Below are 18,338 nucleotides of genomic sequence, written 5' to 3' on the forward strand. Positions count from 1 at the left end.
CCCCCGCTCGGTCCACCCCCTCCGAGCCGCCCTGGCCCTCCAAGGCGCCATGTTCGGCGCCTGCCAAGCCGGCATCACCGCCCTCACCGAGCGGCTCGGACAGCCGGATCAGGCAGGGCTCGTGTACGCCGCCATGGGAGTGATGAGCGCTGTCGCCGGGCTCTCCATGGCCGCGGTGCCCGCTCACCTCGGGCTGACCACCCGCTGGCGGGCGGCCACAGCGGCCGCGTGCGCCCTGTCTCTCCCTCTGTTGTGGACGGAGAGCCTCACCGCCCTCTACGCCACCGTCACCGTCCTGGGCATCGCCTACGCGCCGCACCTCATCACGGTGTTCGGGCTCACCGAGCGCGTGGTGCCGCCCGCGCGGCTCGCCGAGGCGATGGCGCTGGCGACGAGCGCACTGGTCGGCGGACAGGCGCTGGCGGTCGCCGTCACCGGCCGGCTCGCCGAGTCCTACGGCCCGGCGGCCGCCTTCGGGGTGGGAAGCCTCGCCGCGGCGCTCGCCTGCCTGATCGCGCTGACGGCGCGCCCGGAGTCGTACACCGGACGCACCGCCGAAAGGGACCGCCACGCGCGTGTAGCCGACCCACGGCCGGGTGAGCCGTCCTAGACCGGCCGCTGCAAGACCACCATGCTGCGGTCCACCAAGGTCAACCGCTCCCCGGCCTGCACCTTCGCTCCCGTCCCTGGCGGCACCCCGTCCGCGCGGGCGGTGTCGACGACCACCTGCCACTGGCGGCCGTGGTTGACCGGCACGACGAAGTCGAGGGTCTTCGGGGAGGCGTTGAACATCAGCAGGAACGAGTCGTCTCCGATGCGTTCTCCGCGCGCGCCCGGCTCCGAGATCGCGTTGCCGTTGAGGAACACCGTAAGCGCCGACGCCTGCGCCCGGTCCCAGTCCCGCTGGGTCATCTCCTTGCCCTGCGGAGTGAACCAGGCGATGTCCGACAGGTCGTCGTGAGTCCCCTCCACGGGGCGGCCGTGGAAGAAGCGCCGCCTGCGGAAGACCGGATGGTCCCGCCGCAGCCACACCATCGCGCGCGTGAAGGCGAGCAGCCCGTTGTTGTTCCCGTCGGCGCGCCCCTCGGCTCCCTCCTCGGGGTCGAGCCAGTTCACCCACGCCAGCTCGCTGTCCTGGCAGTAGGCGTTGTTGTTGCCGCGCTGCGTGCGCGCGAACTCGTCGCCGTGGCTGAGCATCGGCACGCCCTGGGAGAGCATCAGCGTGGCGATGAAGTTGCGCATCTGGCGGGCGCGCAGCTCCAGGACGCCCGGATCGTCGGTCTCGCCCTCCGCCCCGCAGTTCCAGGAGCGGTTGTGGCTCTCGCCGTCCCGGTTGTCCTCGCCGTTGGCATGGTTGTGCTTGTCGTTGTACGAGACGAGGTCGTGCAGCGTGAAGCCGTCGTGGCAGGTGACGAAGTTGATGGAGGCCAGAGGCCGTCGCCCGTCGTCCTGGTAGAGATCGGAGGAGCCCGTCAGCCGGGACGCGAACTCCGCCAGTGCCCGCGGCTCGCCGCGCCACAGGTCCCGCACCGTGTCGCGGTACTTGCCGTTCCACTCGGTCCACAGCGGCGGGAAGTTGCCCACCTGGTAGCCGCCCTCGCCCACGTCCCACGGCTCGGCGATCAGTTTCACCTGGGAGACCACCGGGTCCTGCTGCACCAGGTCGAAGAACGACGACAGCCGGTCCACCTCGTGGAACTGCCGGGCCAGGGTGGCCGCGAGGTCGAAGCGGAAGCCGTCGACGTGCATCTCGGTGACCCAGTACCGCAGCGAGTCCATGATCAGCTGCAGGACGTGCGGGGACCGCATGAGCAGCGAGTTCCCGGTCCCGGTGGTGTCCATGTAGTAGCGCGGGTCGTCCGTGAGCCGGTAGTACTGCGGGTTGTCCAGGCCCCGGAAGGACAGGGTGGGGCCCAGGTGGTTGCCCTCGGCGGTGTGGTTGTAGACCACGTCGAGGATGACCTCGATACCGGCCTCGTGCAACGCCCGCACCGCCGACTTGAACTCCAGGACCTGCTGGCCGCGGTCGCCCCAGGAGGCGTACGCGTTGTGCGGGGCGAAGAAGCCGATCGTGTTGTAGCCCCAGTAGTTGTTCAGGCCCATGTCGACCAGGCGGTGGTCGTTCACGAACTGGTGCACGGGCATCAGCTCCAGCGCCGTCACACCCAGCTCGGTGAGGTGCTCGATGACCGCCGGGTGCGCGAGGGCGGCGTAGGTGCCGCGCAGTTCCTCGGGCAGCCCCGGGTGCCGCATCGTGAGGCCCTTCACATGGGCCTCGTAGATCACCGTGTGGTGGTACTCGGTGCGCGGCCGCCGGTCGTCGCCCCAGTCGAAGTAGGGGTTCACCACGACCGACGACATCGTGTGCGGCGCGGAGTCCAGGTCGTTGCGCTTGTCGGGTTTGTCGAAGTGGTAGCCGTACACCTCCTCGCCCCAGCGGATCGAGCCACTGATCGCCTTGGCGTACGGGTCGAGCAGCAGCTTCGCCGAATTGCAGCGCAGACCGCGCTCCGGGGCGTACGGGCCGTGCACCCGCAGGCCGTACCGCTGCCCCGGCATGACGCCCGGCACGTACGCGTGCCGCACGAAGGCGTCGCTCTCCCGCAGTTCCACCGCCGTCTCCGAGCCGTCGTCGTGCAGCAGACACAGCTCTACTCGGTCCGCGGCCTCCGTGAAGACCGCGAAGTTGGTGCCGGCGCCGTCGTAGGTGGCACCGAGTGGGTATGCCTCTCCAGGCCAGACCTGCATGAACACGACTCTTTCAGCTGGAGCGCGCCGTCGGGGGCGCCTTGACGTCGAGTCTCCCCGAAAGTGATGGAACCACCTATGACTTACGTCCCTCTTACCGGTCGACCAGTGCATACGCGGTATGCCGAACCAGTGGGGCAAACACGTACTCCCGGGGATGTTGGGGGAGTAAGGGGAAGATGTGCGCGAGATAGTGCACCGCCATCTGGGCAAGGTGGTGGCCGGTGCGGCCATCGCGGTGGCCGGAACCGCCGTGATGATCGGAATCACCCTGCCGGGCACGGCGGGGGCTGACACAACGGGAGGGGCCGACAGCGGTGGCCAGTCCACCCAGCAGTCGGCTCAGGGGCAGAACGGCGCCGCCGCCGTACAGCCCGGTGTGGTCGAAGAGGCGCCGGCCGAGGGCGATCGCGGCAAGGGCAACGATCCGCTGACCGACGACGAGATCGCGCGGGTCGAGAAGCTCGCGGTGAACCGGCAGCTGGTCGACCGCAGCGAGAACGTCAGGGGTGCGCGCGGTCCGCAGCGGATCGACGTCCAGCTGGCCGAGCCGGAGGCCGACGAGGTCGACGACGCGAGCGCGCCCCGGCGTGCCGACGTGACGGTCTACGACTACCAGGACGACACCCTCGTCACCAGGACCGTGAACCTGGACACGGGCAAGGTCGAGCGGACCGCCACCCAGCACGGCGTGCAGCCGCCGCTGAGCCTCGCCGAGCAGACCGAGGCCGCCAAGCTGCTGATCGCCGACCCGCTGGGCGCGGATCTGAAGGCGGACTACAAGGACGCCACGGGCAAGGAACTCACCTCCCCGGACCAACTGCAGCTGAGCAGCATGGTGTACCGGGCCGCTCCGGGCGGGTCGGCGTCGGTCGAGAAGTGCGGCGAGCACCGCTGCACCCGACTGTTCCCGAAGATCAAGAACGGCCCATGGGTCGACACCCGGGACTTCGTGATCGACCTGAGCGCCCGCAAGGTGATCCGCCTCGGCTGAGCCGACCTCCGTTCACTTTTCCAACTTTGCACCTCCTGTAAGGGAGTCACCTCTTCATGCGCGTCAACAGAATGAGCCGTGCCCGCAGGCGGGCGGCCCTGGGCCTGTCCCTGGCCGCGCTGGCCGCCGGCGCGACGACCGGAGCGGGGCCGGCCGCCGCCCAGCCGAAGGCGGCCGCCGCCCCGGCCCCCAACTGCAGCGCGGCCTACCGCATCGAGCAGAAGCTCTCCACCGGCACCACCTGGCGCATGTGCTGGCGCTTCAACGGCACGTCCGGTGTCGTCCTGGAGGACATCTCCTACCAGCCGCCCGGCGAGGCCAAGCCGATCAAGGTCCTCAACAGCGCCAAGCTGGCCCAGATCCATGTGCCGTACGACGACGGCGACTCCGAGTTCAACGACGTGACGGAGTACAACTTCGGCAACGGCCTGCTGAACATGAAGCCCGCGGAATGCCCGGGCGGCACCATCAAGACCGTCAAGGTCCGCGAGCCCATGTACTCCAACTCCCAGAACGTCAAGGGCCTGTGCGCCACGACCCGGTCCCGCGGCCACGCGTACCACCTGCAGACCGAACCGCCGAACGGGAACATCGGCAAGACCTACCAGGCCCAGGGCAAGGACCTGCTGCTCTACACCATCAACAAGGTGAGCTGGTACGAGTACATCACCGAGTGGCGGTTCCAGGACGACGGCACCCTCACCATGAACGTCGGCGCCACCGGCAGCCTCGCCCCCGAGGACTACGACGCCGGTGACGGCCGCGGCTGGCCCATCGGCAAGGGCGCCAAGGACTACGCCGACAGCCACAGCCACAACGTCTTCTGGCGGCTCGACTTCGGCCTCGACGGCTCCTCCAAGACCCGGGTCGAGCAGTACGACTCGAAGGTCAGCCCGGCCCGGGGCGACCAGGGGCCGACCAACAAGACGACGCTCACGAAGGTCACCAAGGAACTCGCGGGCGACGCCAAGAACATGCGCTGGTGGCGGGTGGTCAGCGCGACGGGCAAGAACAAGGACGGGCACGCGCGCTCGTACGAGCTCGTGCCCGGCGCCACGACCAAGTTCCCGGGCCGTTCCTTCACCAACCACGACGTGTACTTCACCGAGTACAACAAGTGCGAGCAGTACGCGAGCGGCAACCTGGGCGCCTGCGGTGCCGGACACCCCAAGGACGTCGACAAGTGGGTCAACGGGCAGTCCCTCACCCACCCCGTGGTGTGGATGAACGTGGGCTTCCACCACATCGTGCGGGACGAGGACCAGCAGCCGATGCCGGTCCACTGGCAGGGCTTCTCGATCGCCCCGCGTGACGTGACCGCTATGAATCCGCTCACTCCGGCCGACCTCAAGGGCATCAACGGGCACGTCGGCCGGGACAGTTGAGAAACGACCTGTCCATCCGGCTGCACCGCCCACCGCTCCCGGAGTACCCTTCCTTGATCGTTGGGACGGGGAGTGCTCGGGGGAGCGGAAGGCGGTGCGCGGGTGGGCTCGGGAGGGCTGGAGTTGCCCCCTGGTGACGAGGGTCACGAGGGGAACTCCGCAGACGTCCCGCCCGGCGCGGTGTCCCTGGCCAGGCCGATGGAGACCAGCTCCATCGGCCCGGAGCTGGACTGGGACACCGGGGCCTGGCTCGAGGTGCGCACCCGCGCCCAGCGAGCCGGCCGGGCCTACATCTGGCTGAACCTCGTCGAACAGCGGCTACGCGCGGTCGTGGCCGCTGTTCTGCGTCCCATCTACGAACCCGTCCACGGCGACGAGTGGGTGGTGGCGGCGGCCGGACCGGCCGGCCAGGAATGGGTGCAGCGCGCGGTCGCCGTACGCGAAGTCAGCCGCCGCAAGGGCTACTTGCTGGACCCGGCCGACGACAACGTCCTCAGCTTTCTCACCCTGCCGCAGCTGCGCGAGCTGATGGTGCAGCACTGGCCCTGCTTCGAGCCGTACGTCGACGACCGCCGGGACGTCGAACTCGCCCTGGACGAGCTCGAAGTGACCCGGAACGTCGTCTCGCGCAACCGCGCCCTGTCCGAGGCGGTCCTCAACCAGGCCGAGCGTGCCTCGGCCCGCCTGCTGGAGATCCTCGGCGCGGGCGGCGACGTCCCGTCCGCGCGTCGGCTTCCCATCGACGCCGTCGAGGACCTGGTCGGCGACCGGTACGCCGACGTGGTCGCCGTGCACCCCGACCGGGTGCGGCTGCTGCGCCAGTTCCCGGCCGAGGACATCTTCGGCGGCGCGCGCCGGCTCGACGCCATCGGCATCGGCCTCAACCTGCTCGTGCAGAACTTCTCCGGCCGCCGCCTGGTGCGGCTCGCCGAGTCCGGCTGCCGGGTGCGGCTGCTGTTCCTGAACCCGGCCTCCAGCGCCGTCAAGCGACGCGAGCGCGAACTCGGTATCAAGCGCGGCGAGTTGAGCCGCGCCGTCGAGATGAACATCCTGCACATGCGCCGGGTGCGGTCCCGGCTGCGTGACCCGGGGGCGTTCGAGATCCAGGTCTTCGACGACACACCCCGCTTCACGGCCTACCTCGTGGACGGCGACGGCTCCGACGGCATCGCGGTCGTGCAGACCTATCTGCGGCGGATGCGCGGGCTGGAGGCGCCGGTCCTCGTGCTGCGCAACGGCAGCAGGGTGGTCAAGTCGGACGAGATGGATGAGAGCGGACTTTTCCCTACGTATCGCGAGGAGTTCGAGCTCATGTGGGCGGATTCGCGACCGGTGTCCTGACCCCGTGTCCTGAGCGGTCCCGTGGGCTAAGCGGAACACGGTCCTCTGATTGTCAGTGGCCCATGGGAAGGTGGGGACCACTGGGGGAACGCACCACCAAGAAGGGGGACCGCCCATGGGCTGGCACCGTGAGCTGCTGATCGGCTTCGACCTGGAGACGACCGGGACCGATCCGCGCGAGGCGCGCATCGTCACCGCGGCCGTGATCGAGGTCAGGGACGGGCAGCCGATAGGGCACAAGGAGTGGCTGGCCGATCCGGGCGTGGAGATCCCGGCGGACGCGGTCGCCGTCCACGGCATCAGCAATGAGCGCGCGGCCGCCGAAGGCCGTCCGGCCGACCAGGTGGCGGACGCCGTCGCGGACGTCCTCGTGGCGTACTGGAAGACGGGCGTGCCGGTCGTCGCCTACAACGCGGCCTTCGACCTGAGCCTGCTCTCCGCCGAACTGCGGCGGTACGGACTGCCGTCCCTGCGTGACCGGCTGGGCGGCCAGGAGCCCGCCCCCGTCGTCGACCCGTACACCATCGACCGCTGGGCCGACCGCTACCGCCGCGGCAAGCGCAACCTCGAAGCGGTCTGCCGGGAGTACGGCATCGCACTCGACACCGCCCACGACGCCTCAGCCGACGCCCTCGCCGCTGCCCGGCTGGCCTGTGCGATAGGCGACCGCCACCCCAAGATCGCGGCCCTCGGCCCGGCGGAGCTGCACCGCCGCCAGATCGAGTGGTACGCCGAGTGGGCGGCGGACTTCCAGAACTTCCTGCGCCGCAAGGGCGACGCGACGGCGGTGGTCGACGGCACGTGGCCGCTCAGGGAGCCGGCGGGGGAGACGGTCTGAGTCCCACCGGGACAGGCGCACGGGCGAACAGGGCGCCGCGTGCTGCCTGGGGACCTCTCGCAGCGCCCTCCCTCACAGCTGGGGCGAGGCGACCGCCCGGGTCGCCGGCGCCGCGATGCGCTCGATGCGGGGCGCGGCCAGCCGTTCGTAGTCCGCTCCCGAGATGAGCAGTGAGCGATCGAGGCGGGCCGCGTTGAAGTACAGCTTCGGCTGGGCCACGACATCCGGGTCGGCGACGAGTTCGAGGTCAGGATCGAAGCTGAACGGCAGGACCGTGCCGGGGACGGCGCGAGCCAGCCGCTCGGCGGTCCCCGGGTCGCTGAAGCCGACGTAGCGCGCGTCGAACAGCGCCCGGACGGCGTCCAGGTCCACCCGGCGGTCCCCGAGGACGACCGCGAGGACGTGACGTGTCGTGCGTCGGTCCACCTTGACCCGCAGCACGATGCACTTCGCCGCCTCGGAGGCCGGGTGCCCACGCAGCGCGCAGACGGCTTCGGTGGCGCCTTCGGGGGCGTGGTCGATCAGGCGGTAGCCGACGGAGGAGGCGTCGAGCAGCGAGATCAGGTGGTCGTAAGTGTCGTGGTGGGCGCTGCCGTCGTGGGTGTGGTCGGACATGCGGAGTCCTTGTCGAGAGGGTGGGCCGAGGTGTCGGGCGGGGTGTCGGGCGAGTTGTGGGGCGAGGGGAGTCGCGGTTCCGGTGCGCCGCGGTGCGCCCGTTCCACCGCCTGGCCCCAGTACGTGCCGGCGATCAGCAGGGCCGCCCCGAGACCGGTGAGCGGGGTGAGGTGGTCGCCGCCGAGGGCCACTCCCACCGCGACGGCCCACACCGGCTCGGTGCCCAGCAGCAGACTGGCCCGGCTGGCGGAGGTGCGCTGCACGGCCCAGGTCTGGGCCAGGAAGGCGAACACGCTGCAGAACAGGGCGAGATAGACGAGCTGGGCCCAGGTCGCCGGGTCGGCATGGACCAGCGTCGGCAGGTCGAGGGCCGCGACCGGCAGGAACAGGGCCGTGCCGACGAGGGTCTGCACGGTTGTCAGGTGCAGCGGGCGGATCTGCCGTCCCGTGGTGAAGCGTCCGACGAGCGCGACATGCACGGCCCGGATCAGCGCGGCGCCGAGCATCAGCAGATCGCCGAGGCGCGGCGCGTCGAAGCCGTTGCCGGACATCAGCAGCCCGACGGCCAGAACGCACACGCCGGTCGCAGCGAAGAAGGACCCGGGCAGCGCGCCGCGGCGGCCGCCGCGGTCGAGGAGAGGGGTGAGGACGATGGTCAGGCTGATGATGAGACCGGCGTTGGCGGCGCTGGTGTGGGCGACACCGTACGTCTCCACGGCCAGGACCGCCGCCTGGGTCACACCCAGGGGCACACCGGCTCGCAACTCGTCACGCGTCCACCGGCGCGACCCGCGCCGCCGGGAGGTGACCACGCCGAGACAGGCGAACGCGGAGAGGGCGTAGCGGGCGAAGAGCACCAGCAGGACGGGGAGCGCGGCGGTGGCCGTCTGGGCGGACAGATAGCTGGAACCCCAGACGAGCGCGACAAGGAGGAGTACCGCATCGGTACGGCGAACGTCGGACACCCGCCTACGGTGCACCGGCCGCGTCCATGAAGCCCAGTACCACTTTCTAAAACGATCATTTAGTGGCACTACATCGTCCCTACACTGAGGCGATGGACGAACGGCAGCTGCGGATCCTGCGGGAGCTCGGCGAACTGGGCAGTGTCACGGCGGTCGCCGAGGCGCTGCTGGTGACACCGTCGGCGATCTCCCAGCAGCTACGGCTGCTGCAACGCGCGATCCCGGTACCGCTCACCGAGCGTCAGGGGCGCCGGCTGGTGCTCACCGACGCCGGCCAGGCGCTGGCCGGGGCGGCCGTGGAGGTGGAGACGGCGCTCGCGCGGGCACGGCACGCCGTCGAGGAGTTCGTCGGGCAGCCGGACGGGGAGGTGTCGGTGGCGGCGTTCCACAGCGCGGGCGCCGCGTTCTTCCCGTTGTTGCTCCGCGCGCTCGCCGGGCCGGGCGGTCCGGTGGTGAGGCTCGCCGACGAGGACGTACCGCAGGAGGACTTCCCGCGCCTCACCCGGGAGTACGACGTCGTGCTCGCCCACCGGCTGGACCACGCCCCGCCCTGGCCGGACACGGTGGCCAGGACGACGCTGCTGCGCGAGCCGCTCGATGTGGCCATGCCCGCCGATCACCCGCTGGCCGCCGAGAGCCGGGTCACCCCGCGCGACGTGGCCGACCAGCCGTGGATCGCGGTGCATGACGGTTTCCCGGTCCTGGCCGTCATCGAAGCCATCGCCGCCGCGGCCGGGCGCCGCCCGCACCTCGCTCACCGCATCAACGAGTTCGCGGTGGTGGCCGAGGCCGTGGCGGCCGGTGGCGGTATCGCCCTGATGCCCCGCTGGACGATGCGCCCGCATCCGGCTCTGGTCCTGAAACCACTGAGCGGGGTCCAGGCGAGGCGCCACATCGACGCGCTCTACCGCCCCGAACGCACGGCCCGCACAGCGGTCCGCACCGTCCTCACGGAGCTGCGCCGAGCCGCGCGGGGCATCCAGAACGCAGGGCCGTGAGGGCTGTCAGGGCCGTCGGATCGGGCGGCCGGTTTTCGCCGTAGGCTCGTAGGCTGAAACACCCCGTGGGACGCCGTGTGAGGGACAGGAGACCGAGGTGGCCGAGACGGCGCTGACCGGGACGACGGTGGCTGAGACGACGGTGGCCGAGGTGATGGCCGAACTGGCCGAGCTCGACGACCCCAAGATCCGCGCGGTGAACGAGAAGCACGGTGACGATCACGGCGTGAACCTCGGCAAGCTGCGCGCGCTCGCCAAGCGGCTGAAGACGCAGCAGGACCTCGCGCGCCGGCTCTGGGAGACGGACGACACCGCGGCCAGGCTGCTGGCGCTGCTGATCTGCCGCCCGAAGGCGTTCACACGTGCCGAGCTGGACACGATGGTCCGCGAGGCGCGCACACCCAAGGTGCACGACTGGCTCGTGAACTACGTGGTCAAGAAGAGCCCGCACTCCGAAGAGCTGCGGTGGGCCTGGTTCGCCGATCCGGATCCCGTGGTCGCCAGTGCCGGCTGGGCGCTGACCACCGAACGCGTCGCGAAGAAGCCGGAGGGCCTCGACCTCCCCGGACTGCTCGACGTCATCGAGGCGGAGATGAAGGACGCCCCGGAGCGCCTGCAATGGGCGATGAACCACTGCCTGGCGCAGATCGGCATCGAGCACGCCGAGCACCGCACCCGTGCCCTCGCCATCGGTGAGCGCCTGGAGGTGCTCAAGGACTACCCGACTTCCCCGGGCTGCACATCGCCGTTCGCGCCCGTCTGGATCACCGAGATGGTGCGCCGACAGGGCGGTGAATAGCAGGGTGAACAGCAGGGTGAACGGCAGGCGCGTGACTCCCTGACCGACGGTCGGACCGTGCGGCCGTGTGTGTGGCGGCCGAGCCGGGGCATTCGGATTGCCGGGAGGTCTGCATGGACTTGAGTGTGCGGGCAGGGGCCGGACGTTTCCGGGCCCGGCGGGCGGCGCGGGGTTCGGTCACCGAGGGGGCGGCGCGGGCCGGGCTGGCCGCCCGGGGAGTGATCTATCTGCTCGTCGGCGCGCTGGCGATTCAGGTCGCCTTCGGCGACACGAGCGAACAGGCCGACCGCGGCGGGGCCCTGGCGGAACTGTCGCAGAAGCCGTTCGGCGCGGTGCTGCTGTGGGCGCTGGGCATCGGACTGGTCGGCATGGCCCTGTGGCGGCTGTCCGAGGCGCTCTTCGGCTCCGTCGGGCGGGACGGCCGCAGCGCGTCCAAGCGGCTGCTGGCGACCGTCCGCTTCGCGTTCTACGTCTTCGTCGCCTACTCCGTGCTGTCGTTCGCGGCGAGCCGGAACCAGAGCGGCGGCGGATCCAGCGACCAGCAGTCCCGGGACGCCACCGCCCGGGCCCTGGAGCTACCCGCCGGCCAGTGGCTGGTCGGCGCGGCCGGGATCGCCGTAGTCGTGGCCGGTGGCTGGATCGTCGTACGGGCCATCCTGCGCAAGTACCACGACAAGCTCAGGCTCGGGCAGATGAGCCACCGGACACGGCAGCTGGTGGACGTCACCGGCGTGGCCGGCGGCGCCGCCCGGGGGCTGGTGTTCGCCGTGGCCGGCGTCTTCGCCGTCCGCGCGGCCATCGCCTACGAACCCGACCGGGCCAAGGGGCTGGACGACACCCTGCGCACCTTCGCCGACACCCCCCTCGGCCCCTGGCTGCTGGTCTGCGTCGCGGCCGGGCTGGTGCTGTTCGGCGTGTTCTCCTTCGCCATGGCCCGCTGGCGACGGGTCTGAGCTGACAGGGCTGAGCCGCGTCCGAACGGGCCGGACAGCTGCGGGAACCGTCCCGCTCGGTCCGCTTAGCCCGCGCGGAGCCCGCTCGGTCTGCGCGGAGCCCGCTCGGTCCGCTCAGCCCGCGCGGAGCCCGCTCGGTCCGCGCGGAGCCCGCTCGGTCTGCTCGGCCCGCGCAGAGCCCGCTCGGCCCCCACTCAGCCCACTCAGAACGGATACCACCGCACCGTCTCGTCCCCCTCCCGCAATGACGCCACCCGCCGCTCGAACTCCGCCAACGCCTTCGGGTTGCTCGGCGCATGCTGGGCGACCCAAGCGCAACTCGCCGTCTCCCGTGCCCCGCGCAGCACCGAGCACCCCTCCCACTCCCGCACATCCCAGCCGTACGTCTCGACAAACGACTGGTAGGCCGCCGCGGGCAACCCGTACCGGTCACGCGAGAGCGCCATGACCACCAGGTCGTGCTCGCGCAGATCGGCCGAGAAGGTCTCCAGATCCACCAGCACCGGCCCGTCCGGCCCGACATGCACATTGCGCGGCAGCGCATCCCCATGGATCGGCCCCGGCGGCAGCTGAGGGGTCAGCCCCGCAGCGGCCGCCGCGAAGCCGTCCCGCCGCTCCCGCAGATACGCCGCGTCCGCCGGGTCGACCGCGTCCCCCGCGAGCCGCAGCCACCGCTCCACGCCACCCAGCAACTCACGGGCCGGCAGATCGAACGAGGGCGTGGGCAGGGCGTGCACGACCCGTAGCAGTTCGGCCAAATCCCGTGGCTCGGCGGGCCGTACGGGATCGGGCAGCCGGTGCCACACGGTCACCGGGTGCCCCTCCACCAGCAGGGCCTTCGGCTCGGCGGCCCGCACGGCCGGCACGCCCGCCTCGGCCAGCCACTCCGCGATGTCCAGTTCGCGCCGCGCGCGGCCCAGGAGTTCGGCGTCGCGGCCCACCTTGACGACCAGGTCACCGGCGGCGAACACCGCGTTCTCGCCCAGCGCGAGCAGTCGCGCGTCCCGCGCCGAAACGGGCAGTACCGCCGCCTCGGTCAGTACGTCCCGTGCCCGCACCTCGTCCATCGTCCGCCTCCGTGTCCCGCCCGGCCTGTCCCACATCGATACCTAATGATCCGTACCGGTGGCGTCCTTGATCCGTATCGAGGGTGTCCAGTTCTCGCCACCCGCCGGTCAGTCTCGCATTTCCACAGGTCGGACCGCGTGCGCGCGGCCTTGACGGGGTACGGCGCCTTCACGACCATGACGGGGCCCACCCGAGCCGTGCAAAAGGGGCTGATTCCGTGACATCGGTGACCGAGGCGGAGAGGGCGGTGAGACCTGCGCCCGACCCGAAGGGACGGCGGCGCGTCACGGATCACGGTGCCTGGTTCCTCGTGCTCCCCGCGCTGATCCCGATCCTGATCCTGAGCGTCGGACCACTGCTCTACGGAATTCTGCTGTCCTTCACCGACGCCCAGTCCGGACGGACCCAGCCCACCCAGTGGATCGGCGGTCTCAACTTCCGGGATCTGCTGCACGACACGCTGTTCTGGGAGTCGTTCCGGATCGGCCTGGTCTGGGCCGTCGGGGTCACCGTGCCGCAGTTCCTGCTGGCGCTCGGCCTCGCCCTCCTCCTCAACCAGGATCTGCGGCTGCGCTGGCTGGCCCGCGCCCTCGCGATCGTCCCCTGGGCCATGCCCGAGGTCGTCGTCGGCGTCATGTGGCGGCTGGTCTACAACCCCGACGCGGGCATCCTCAACGAGACGATCCGCGACCTGGGCCTCGGCGACGGCCGCGACTGGCTCAGTGGGCTCGGCACCGCCCTGCCCGCCGTGATCGTCGTGGGTGTCTGGGCGGGGATGCCGACCACCACGGTCGCCCTGCTCGCCGGACTGCAGAACACCCCGCGCGAACTGCACGAGGCGGCGGCCGTGGACGGCGCCGGCGCCTGGCGCCGCTTCCGCACCGTCACCTGGCCCGCCCTCCGGCCGGTCGCCCTCGCCATCACGGCCCTCAACCTGATCTGGAACTTCAACTCCTTCGCCCTGGTCTACGTACTGACCAGCGGCGGCCCCGGCGGCCGCACCCGGCTGCCCATGCTCTTCGCCTACGAAGAGGCCTTCCGCTACGGCCAGTTCGGCTACGCGGCGGCCATGGGATGCGTGATGGTCGCGGTGATCTCGATACTCCTCGCCGTGTTCCTGGCCGGCCGTCTCAAGGGAGGTGACGAGGCGTGAGGACCAGCCGAACCGGCCGCGCCGGCCAGTACCTCGCCCTGCTCGCCTACCTCCTCTTCCTCGCCCTCCCCTTCCTCTGGCTGATCTCCACCGCCTTCAAACCCCCGCGCGAGCTGGGCAGTCTGCACCCCACCTGGATCCCGAAGGACCCCACCCTCGCCAACTTCCGCCAGGCCTTCGACGAGCAGCCCCTGCTGCACGCCGCGCTCAACTCCCTGATCGCCGCGCTCGGCGCCGCGCTGATCGCCGTACTGCTCGCGACCCCGATGGCGTACGTCATGGCCCGCCGCCGCACCCCGCTCGCGCGCGCGGCGACCGGCTGGGTGGTCGTCAGCCAGGCGTTCCCGCTGGTGCTGCTGATCATCCCGCTGTTCCTGGTGCTGAAGAACCTGCGGCTGATCAACTCGGTGCCGGGACTGATCATGGTGTACGTGGTCTGGGCGCTGCCGTTCGCGCTGTGGATGCTCGTCGGGTACGTCCGTGCCGTGCCGCCCGAGCTGGAGGAGGCGGCGGCGGTCGACGGGGCGGGGCGGGTGCGGACGCTGGTGTCGGTGACCGCGCCGCTGCTGGCGCCGGGGATCGTGGCGACGGCGCTGTTCGCGTTCGTCACGGCGTGGAACGAGTTCTTCTTCGCGCTCGTCCTGCTGAAGACGCCGGAGAAACAGACCCTGCCGGTCGTCCTCACCCACTTCATCGGCGCGGAGGGGGTCGCGGACCTCGGCCCGCTGGCCGCCGCCGCGTTCCTCGCGACGCTGCCCTCACTGGTCGTGTTCGCGGTCATCCAGCGGCGGATCACAGGCGGCATGCTCACCGGGGCGGTGAAGAGCTGATGCGTACGAGACTTCTGACGGCCCTGGTTCTGCCCATGGCCCTGCTGCTCGCCGGATGCGGCGGCGACGACGGCGGCGGTTCCGACGGCAGGATCACCCTGCGCTTCCAGTCCCTGGCCTGGCAGGAGGAGTCGGTCGAGGTCAACAAGGAGCTGGTGAAGGAGTGGAACGCGACCCATCCGGACGTCAAGGTCGAGTATGTCCAGGGAAGCTGGGACAGCGTCCACGACCAGCTGCTCACCTCCTTCGAGGGCGGTGAGGCCCCCGACATCATCCACGACGCCTCGGACGACCTCGCGGACTTCGCGTACGGCGGCTACCTCGCCGATCTGACCGACCTGCTGCCCCAACGGCTCAAGTCCGACATCCCCCGGCGCAGTTGGGACACGGCGACCTTCGACGGCCGGATCTACGGGGTGCCGTTCCTCCAGGAGCCGCGGGTGCTCATCGCCAACGCGAAGTGGCTGAAGGAGGCGGGCGTACGCGTCCCCACCCCCGAACAGCCCTGGAGCTGGGCCGAGTTCCGGAAGGTCACCGAGGAGCTGAGCGGGGACGGCAGGTACGGCGTCGCCTGGCCGCTCAAGGAGCCCGTCTCCGCCTCCCTCAACCTGTCGCTGTCGGCCGGCGGACAGCTCTTCCACCGAGGCGCCGACGGCAAGGTGACCGTGCGCTTCGAGACGGGTGACGAGGTGATGCCGCGCACCGTCCACGACCAGGTCAACGCCGACCGCAGCGCGTCGCCCACCACCCTGGGCAGCGGCGGCTCGGACACGTTGCCCGGCTTCTTCGGCGGCCGTTACGCGATGGTCCCGCTCGGCTTCTCGTACCGCCAGCAGATCGTGCAGCAGGCGCCGAAGGGCTTCGACTGGCAGGTGCTGCCCGCCCCGGCGGGCGCCGACGGGCTCGCCCAGGGCGTCAGTCCGCAGACCCTGTCCATCGCCGAGGACAGCCCGCACCAGCGGGAGGCCGCCGAGTTCATCGACTTCCTGCTCCGGCCCGGGAACATGGTCCGGCTGGCGCTGGGCGACTGGATGCTGCCGACCGGGACCCGGGCCCTGAAGGACCCGGCCCTGCACACGGCCGAGAACGACTGGGCCACCGGCACCGCCCTCGCCGCGCATCTGCGGTCGGCGCCCGCGCAGTCCGTGCGGGGCTATCCAGAGTGGAAGGACAAGGTCGCCACACCGGCCTTCCAGGAGTACTACAGCGGAGCCATCGGGCTCGGCGAGCTGCATGAACGCCTGGAGGACGACGGGAACCTGGTGCTCGCCCGCTACCAGCGCTGACGCGAGGCCGACGTAATTCGGTTGCCCGCGTCACCCGGCCACGCCTAGCGTGCCGTCCGTGGCAGCGAACAACGCGATCTGCATCTCCGGTCACGGCCGGGGCTACGCGCACTCCGTACGGATGCGCCGCGGCCCCGGAGCCCTGACCGGCCCGGGGAGCCACGCCCGCTGATCCGCCGATCGGCATCCGCCGATCCGTCGCGGCCCGCAACTCCTCGTTCTTTCTCTGTCTTCCGGTCAGGGCCTTCGTCTGCCCTCCTCCCTCTCCACGGAAGACAAGGACCGCAGGCCATGGCCCGCCCCACCCGCGTATCCCGCGCGCTCTCCCAGAACTTCCTCGCCGACCGCGCCGCCGCCGGACAGCTCGCCCGGCAGGCTGTACCGCACGGACGCCAGGCACCCCTGCTGCTCGAAGTCGGCGCCGGAAAAGGCGCGTTGACCGAGCTGCTCGCCCCGCGCTGTCGACGCCTACTCGCCTACGAGATCGACCCGCGGCTCGTTCCGGCGCTGCGTACGCGCTTCTCGCACACGCCTCAGGTCCACGTCATCGACGAGGACTTCCTCGCCGCACGACCCCCGCGCACACCGTTCTCCGTCGCGGGGAACGTGCCCTTCTCCCGCACCGCCGCCATCGTCGACTGGTGCCTGCGGGCGCCCGACCTCACCGACGCCACCCTCCTCACCCAGCTTGAATACGCCCGCAAACGCACGGGTGACTACGGCAGTTGGAGTCGGCTCACGGTCCTGACCTGGCCCCGCTACGAGTGGCGGCTGGTCGGCCGTGTCGGGCGGCACAGTTTCCGGCCCGTGCCCCGCGTGGACGCGGGGATCGTACGGATCGAGCGGCGCCGCACCCCGCTGCTCGACGCCGCCGCGTACGCGGGCTGGCGGAACCTGGTCGAGCTGGGCTTCTCCGGGGTGGGCGGCTCGCTGCGCGCGTCGTTGTGCCGGGCCCACGCGAGGCGGCGGGTCGACGCGGCGTTCCGTGCGGCACGCCTCGACGCGAGGGTCCTCGTCGGCGAGGTGCCGCCGGGGGCGTGGCTGAGGCTGCACGAGGCGCTGGCGGTGCGGGGGTCATGAGACCGGGTCGCACGAGAAAACGGGTCGTACGTGAAACCGTGTTGCACGAGACGTATCGTCTCGCTTAGGGTCGGCTGCATGACCAGTCCTGCTCACATCGCCATGTTCTCCATCGCCGCCCACGGTCACGTGAACCCCAGCCTCGAAGTGATCCGCGAGCTCGTGGCGCGCGGGCACCGGGTCACGTACGCGATTCCCCCGGCCTTCGTCGAGAAGGTCGCCGACACCGGCGCCGAGCCCAAGCCGTGGCACTCCACGCTGCCGGGCCCCGACGCCGATCCGGAGGCCTGGGGGAGCACCCTGCTGGACAACGTCGAGCCGTTCCTGGCCGACGCGATCCAGGCCCTCCCGCAGCTGATCGAGGCGTACGAGGGGGACGAGCCGGACCTCGTCCTGCACGACATCGCCTCGTACCCGGCCCGTGTCCTCGCCCACCGCTGGGGCGTGCCCGCGATCTCGCTGTCGCCGTGCCTCGTCGCCTGGGAGGGGTACGAGCAGGAGGTCTCCGAGCCGATGTGGGAGGAGCCGAAGAAGACCGAACGCGGCCGGGCCTACTACGAGCGCTTCCAGACGTGGCTGGAGGAGAACGGCATCACCCAGCACCCCGATCCGTTCGCGGGCCGTCCCGACCGTTCCCTCGTCCTGATCCCGAAGGCGCTCCAGCCGAACGCCGACCGGGTCGACGAGGCCGTCCACTCCTTCGTCGGCGCCTGCCAGGCCGACCGCACCTCGGAGGGCGACTGGCGGCGCCCGGCCGGCGCCGAGAAGGTCGTACTCGTCTCCCTCGGGTCGGCCTTCACCAAGCAGCCGGCCTTCTACCGGGAGTGCGTGAAGGCCTTCGGCGACCTGCCGGGCTGGCATCTGGTGTTGCAGGTCGGCCGGCACGTCGATCCGGCCGACCTGGGAGACGTACCGGCGAACGTCGAAGTGCGCACCTGGGTACCGCAGTTGGCGATCCTGAAGCAGGCCGACCTGTTCGTCACCCATGCCGGCGCCGGTGGCAGCCAGGAGGGTCTGGCCACGGCCACCCCGATGATCGCCGTACCGCAGGCCGTGGACCAGTTCGGCAACGCCGACATGCTCCAGGCGCTCGGCGTGGCCCGGCACGTCCCGACGGAGGAAGCCACTGCCGAGGTCCTGCGGGAGACGGCACTCGCGCTCGTGGACAACTCCGAGGTCGCCGGGCGGCTGAAGGACATTCAGGCGGAGATGGGCCGGGAGGGCGGGACGCGCCGGGCCGCCGATCTCATCGAGGCCGAACTGCCGGCTCGGCGCGGGTAGCCGG

16 protein-coding genes and 1 pseudogene are annotated in these 18,338 nt (G+C 70.9%); 13 read left to right on the forward strand and 4 right to left on the reverse strand.

Features of this window, described 5'->3' with window-relative positions:
- Positions 1-610: MFS transporter (locus tag ADK36_RS44790; protein ID WP_159391266.1), on the forward strand; the 610-nt coding region annotated here is incomplete at its 5' end.
- Here the strand turns inward: ADK36_RS44790 and glgX are convergent.
- Positions 607-2,748: a glycogen debranching protein GlgX gene (gene glgX, locus ADK36_RS44795; RefSeq protein ID WP_048582648.1), complete on the reverse strand. Its 2,142-nt coding sequence runs from the start codon at positions 2,746-2,748 to the stop codon at positions 607-609. The two genes, ADK36_RS44790 and glgX, sit on opposite strands and share 4 nt — an antisense overlap.
- A gap of 181 nt (positions 2,749-2,929) precedes the next feature.
- On the opposite strand from glgX, the gene ADK36_RS44800 reads away from it, so the two are divergent.
- The 4 genes from ADK36_RS44800 (at position 2,930) to ADK36_RS44815 (ending at position 7,306) form a co-directional block, all read left to right on the forward strand.
- The gene (locus tag ADK36_RS44800) at positions 2,930-3,742 is read left to right on the forward strand and encodes a hypothetical protein (RefSeq protein WP_053201670.1); all 813 of its coding nucleotides are present in this window, start codon (positions 2,930-2,932) and stop codon (positions 3,740-3,742) included.
- Between the two features lie 56 nt (positions 3,743-3,798).
- Positions 3,799-5,127: a copper amine oxidase gene (locus ADK36_RS44805; protein ID WP_048582557.1), complete on the forward strand. Its 1,329-nt coding sequence runs from the start codon at positions 3,799-3,801 to the stop codon at positions 5,125-5,127.
- Positions 5,128-5,229: 102 nt separating this feature from the next.
- Positions 5,230-6,468 (forward strand): SAV2148 family HEPN domain-containing protein, encoded by a 1,239-nt coding sequence (locus ADK36_RS44810; protein WP_048582558.1) that lies wholly within the window; start codon positions 5,230-5,232, stop codon positions 6,466-6,468.
- Between the two features lie 115 nt (positions 6,469-6,583).
- Entirely contained in the window at positions 6,584-7,306 is a 723-nt protein-coding gene (locus ADK36_RS44815; RefSeq protein WP_048582559.1) for a 3'-5' exonuclease, read from the forward strand.
- Between the two features lie 72 nt (positions 7,307-7,378).
- On the opposite strand, the gene ADK36_RS44820 is transcribed toward ADK36_RS44815, so the two are convergent.
- Both ADK36_RS44820 and ADK36_RS44825 read right to left on the reverse strand, forming a co-directional pair.
- The gene (locus ADK36_RS44820) at positions 7,379-7,921 is read right to left on the reverse strand and encodes a YbaK/EbsC family protein (protein ID WP_048582560.1); all 543 of its coding nucleotides are present in this window, start codon (positions 7,919-7,921) and stop codon (positions 7,379-7,381) included.
- Positions 7,867-8,886: a DMT family transporter gene (locus tag ADK36_RS44825; protein WP_048582561.1), complete on the reverse strand. Its 1,020-nt coding sequence runs from the start codon at positions 8,884-8,886 to the stop codon at positions 7,867-7,869. Before ADK36_RS44825 ends, ADK36_RS44820 begins: the two co-directional genes overlap by 55 nt.
- 92 nt (positions 8,887-8,978) lie before the next feature.
- On the opposite strand from ADK36_RS44825, the gene ADK36_RS44830 reads away from it, so the two are divergent.
- From ADK36_RS44830 to ADK36_RS44840, 3 genes are all read left to right on the forward strand, one after another.
- Positions 8,979-9,884 (forward strand): LysR family transcriptional regulator, encoded by a 906-nt coding sequence (locus ADK36_RS44830; RefSeq protein ID WP_048582562.1) that lies wholly within the window; start codon positions 8,979-8,981, stop codon positions 9,882-9,884.
- Positions 9,885-10,038: 154 nt separating this feature from the next.
- Complete coding sequence (locus tag ADK36_RS44835) at positions 10,039-10,683, forward strand: DNA alkylation repair protein (RefSeq protein WP_234330113.1); 645 nt, start codon at positions 10,039-10,041, stop codon at positions 10,681-10,683.
- A 113-nt stretch (positions 10,684-10,796) separates the two neighbouring features.
- Positions 10,797-11,636, forward strand: coding sequence for a DUF1206 domain-containing protein (locus tag ADK36_RS44840; RefSeq protein WP_048582564.1), 840 nt, complete (start codon positions 10,797-10,799; stop codon positions 11,634-11,636).
- A gap of 203 nt (positions 11,637-11,839) precedes the next feature.
- Here ADK36_RS44840 and ADK36_RS44845 read toward each other — a convergent pair whose 3' ends face one another.
- Positions 11,840-12,703: a phosphotransferase enzyme family protein gene (locus ADK36_RS44845; RefSeq protein WP_048582565.1), complete on the reverse strand. Its 864-nt coding sequence runs from the start codon at positions 12,701-12,703 to the stop codon at positions 11,840-11,842.
- Between the two features lie 218 nt (positions 12,704-12,921).
- On the opposite strand from ADK36_RS44845, the gene ADK36_RS44850 reads away from it, so the two are divergent.
- The 5 genes and pseudogenes from ADK36_RS44850 to ADK36_RS44870 all read left to right on the forward strand — a co-directional run bounded on the left by ADK36_RS44850 (position 12,922) and on the right by ADK36_RS44870 (position 18,334).
- Positions 12,922-13,857: a carbohydrate ABC transporter permease gene (locus tag ADK36_RS44850; protein WP_078916310.1), complete on the forward strand. Its 936-nt coding sequence runs from the start codon at positions 12,922-12,924 to the stop codon at positions 13,855-13,857.
- Positions 13,854-14,687 carry a carbohydrate ABC transporter permease gene (locus ADK36_RS44855; protein ID WP_048582567.1) on the forward strand — a complete coding sequence of 278 codons (834 nt, stop codon included), beginning with the start codon at positions 13,854-13,856 and terminating at the stop codon, positions 14,685-14,687. The genes ADK36_RS44850 and ADK36_RS44855 overlap by 4 nt, the downstream gene beginning before the upstream one ends.
- Positions 14,687-15,973 carry an ABC transporter substrate-binding protein gene (locus ADK36_RS44860; RefSeq protein WP_048582568.1) on the forward strand — a complete coding sequence of 429 codons (1,287 nt, stop codon included), beginning with the start codon at positions 14,687-14,689 and terminating at the stop codon, positions 15,971-15,973. The genes ADK36_RS44855 and ADK36_RS44860 overlap by 1 nt, the downstream gene beginning before the upstream one ends.
- Before the next feature lie 291 nt (positions 15,974-16,264).
- Positions 16,265-17,053, forward strand: coding sequence for an ErmE/ErmH/ErmO/ErmR family 23S rRNA (adenine(2058)-N(6))-methyltransferase (gene erm, locus ADK36_RS44865; protein ID WP_048582569.1), 789 nt, complete (start codon positions 16,265-16,267; stop codon positions 17,051-17,053).
- Positions 17,050-18,334, forward strand: a pseudogene (locus ADK36_RS44870) (glycosyltransferase). Before erm ends, ADK36_RS44870 begins: the two are co-directional and overlap by 4 nt.
- Positions 18,335-18,338 lie beyond the last annotated feature (4 nt).

The organism is Streptomyces viridochromogenes (assembly GCF_001270495.1).
GTDB classification, from domain to species: domain Bacteria; phylum Actinomycetota; class Actinomycetes; order Streptomycetales; family Streptomycetaceae; genus Streptomyces; species Streptomyces viridochromogenes_A.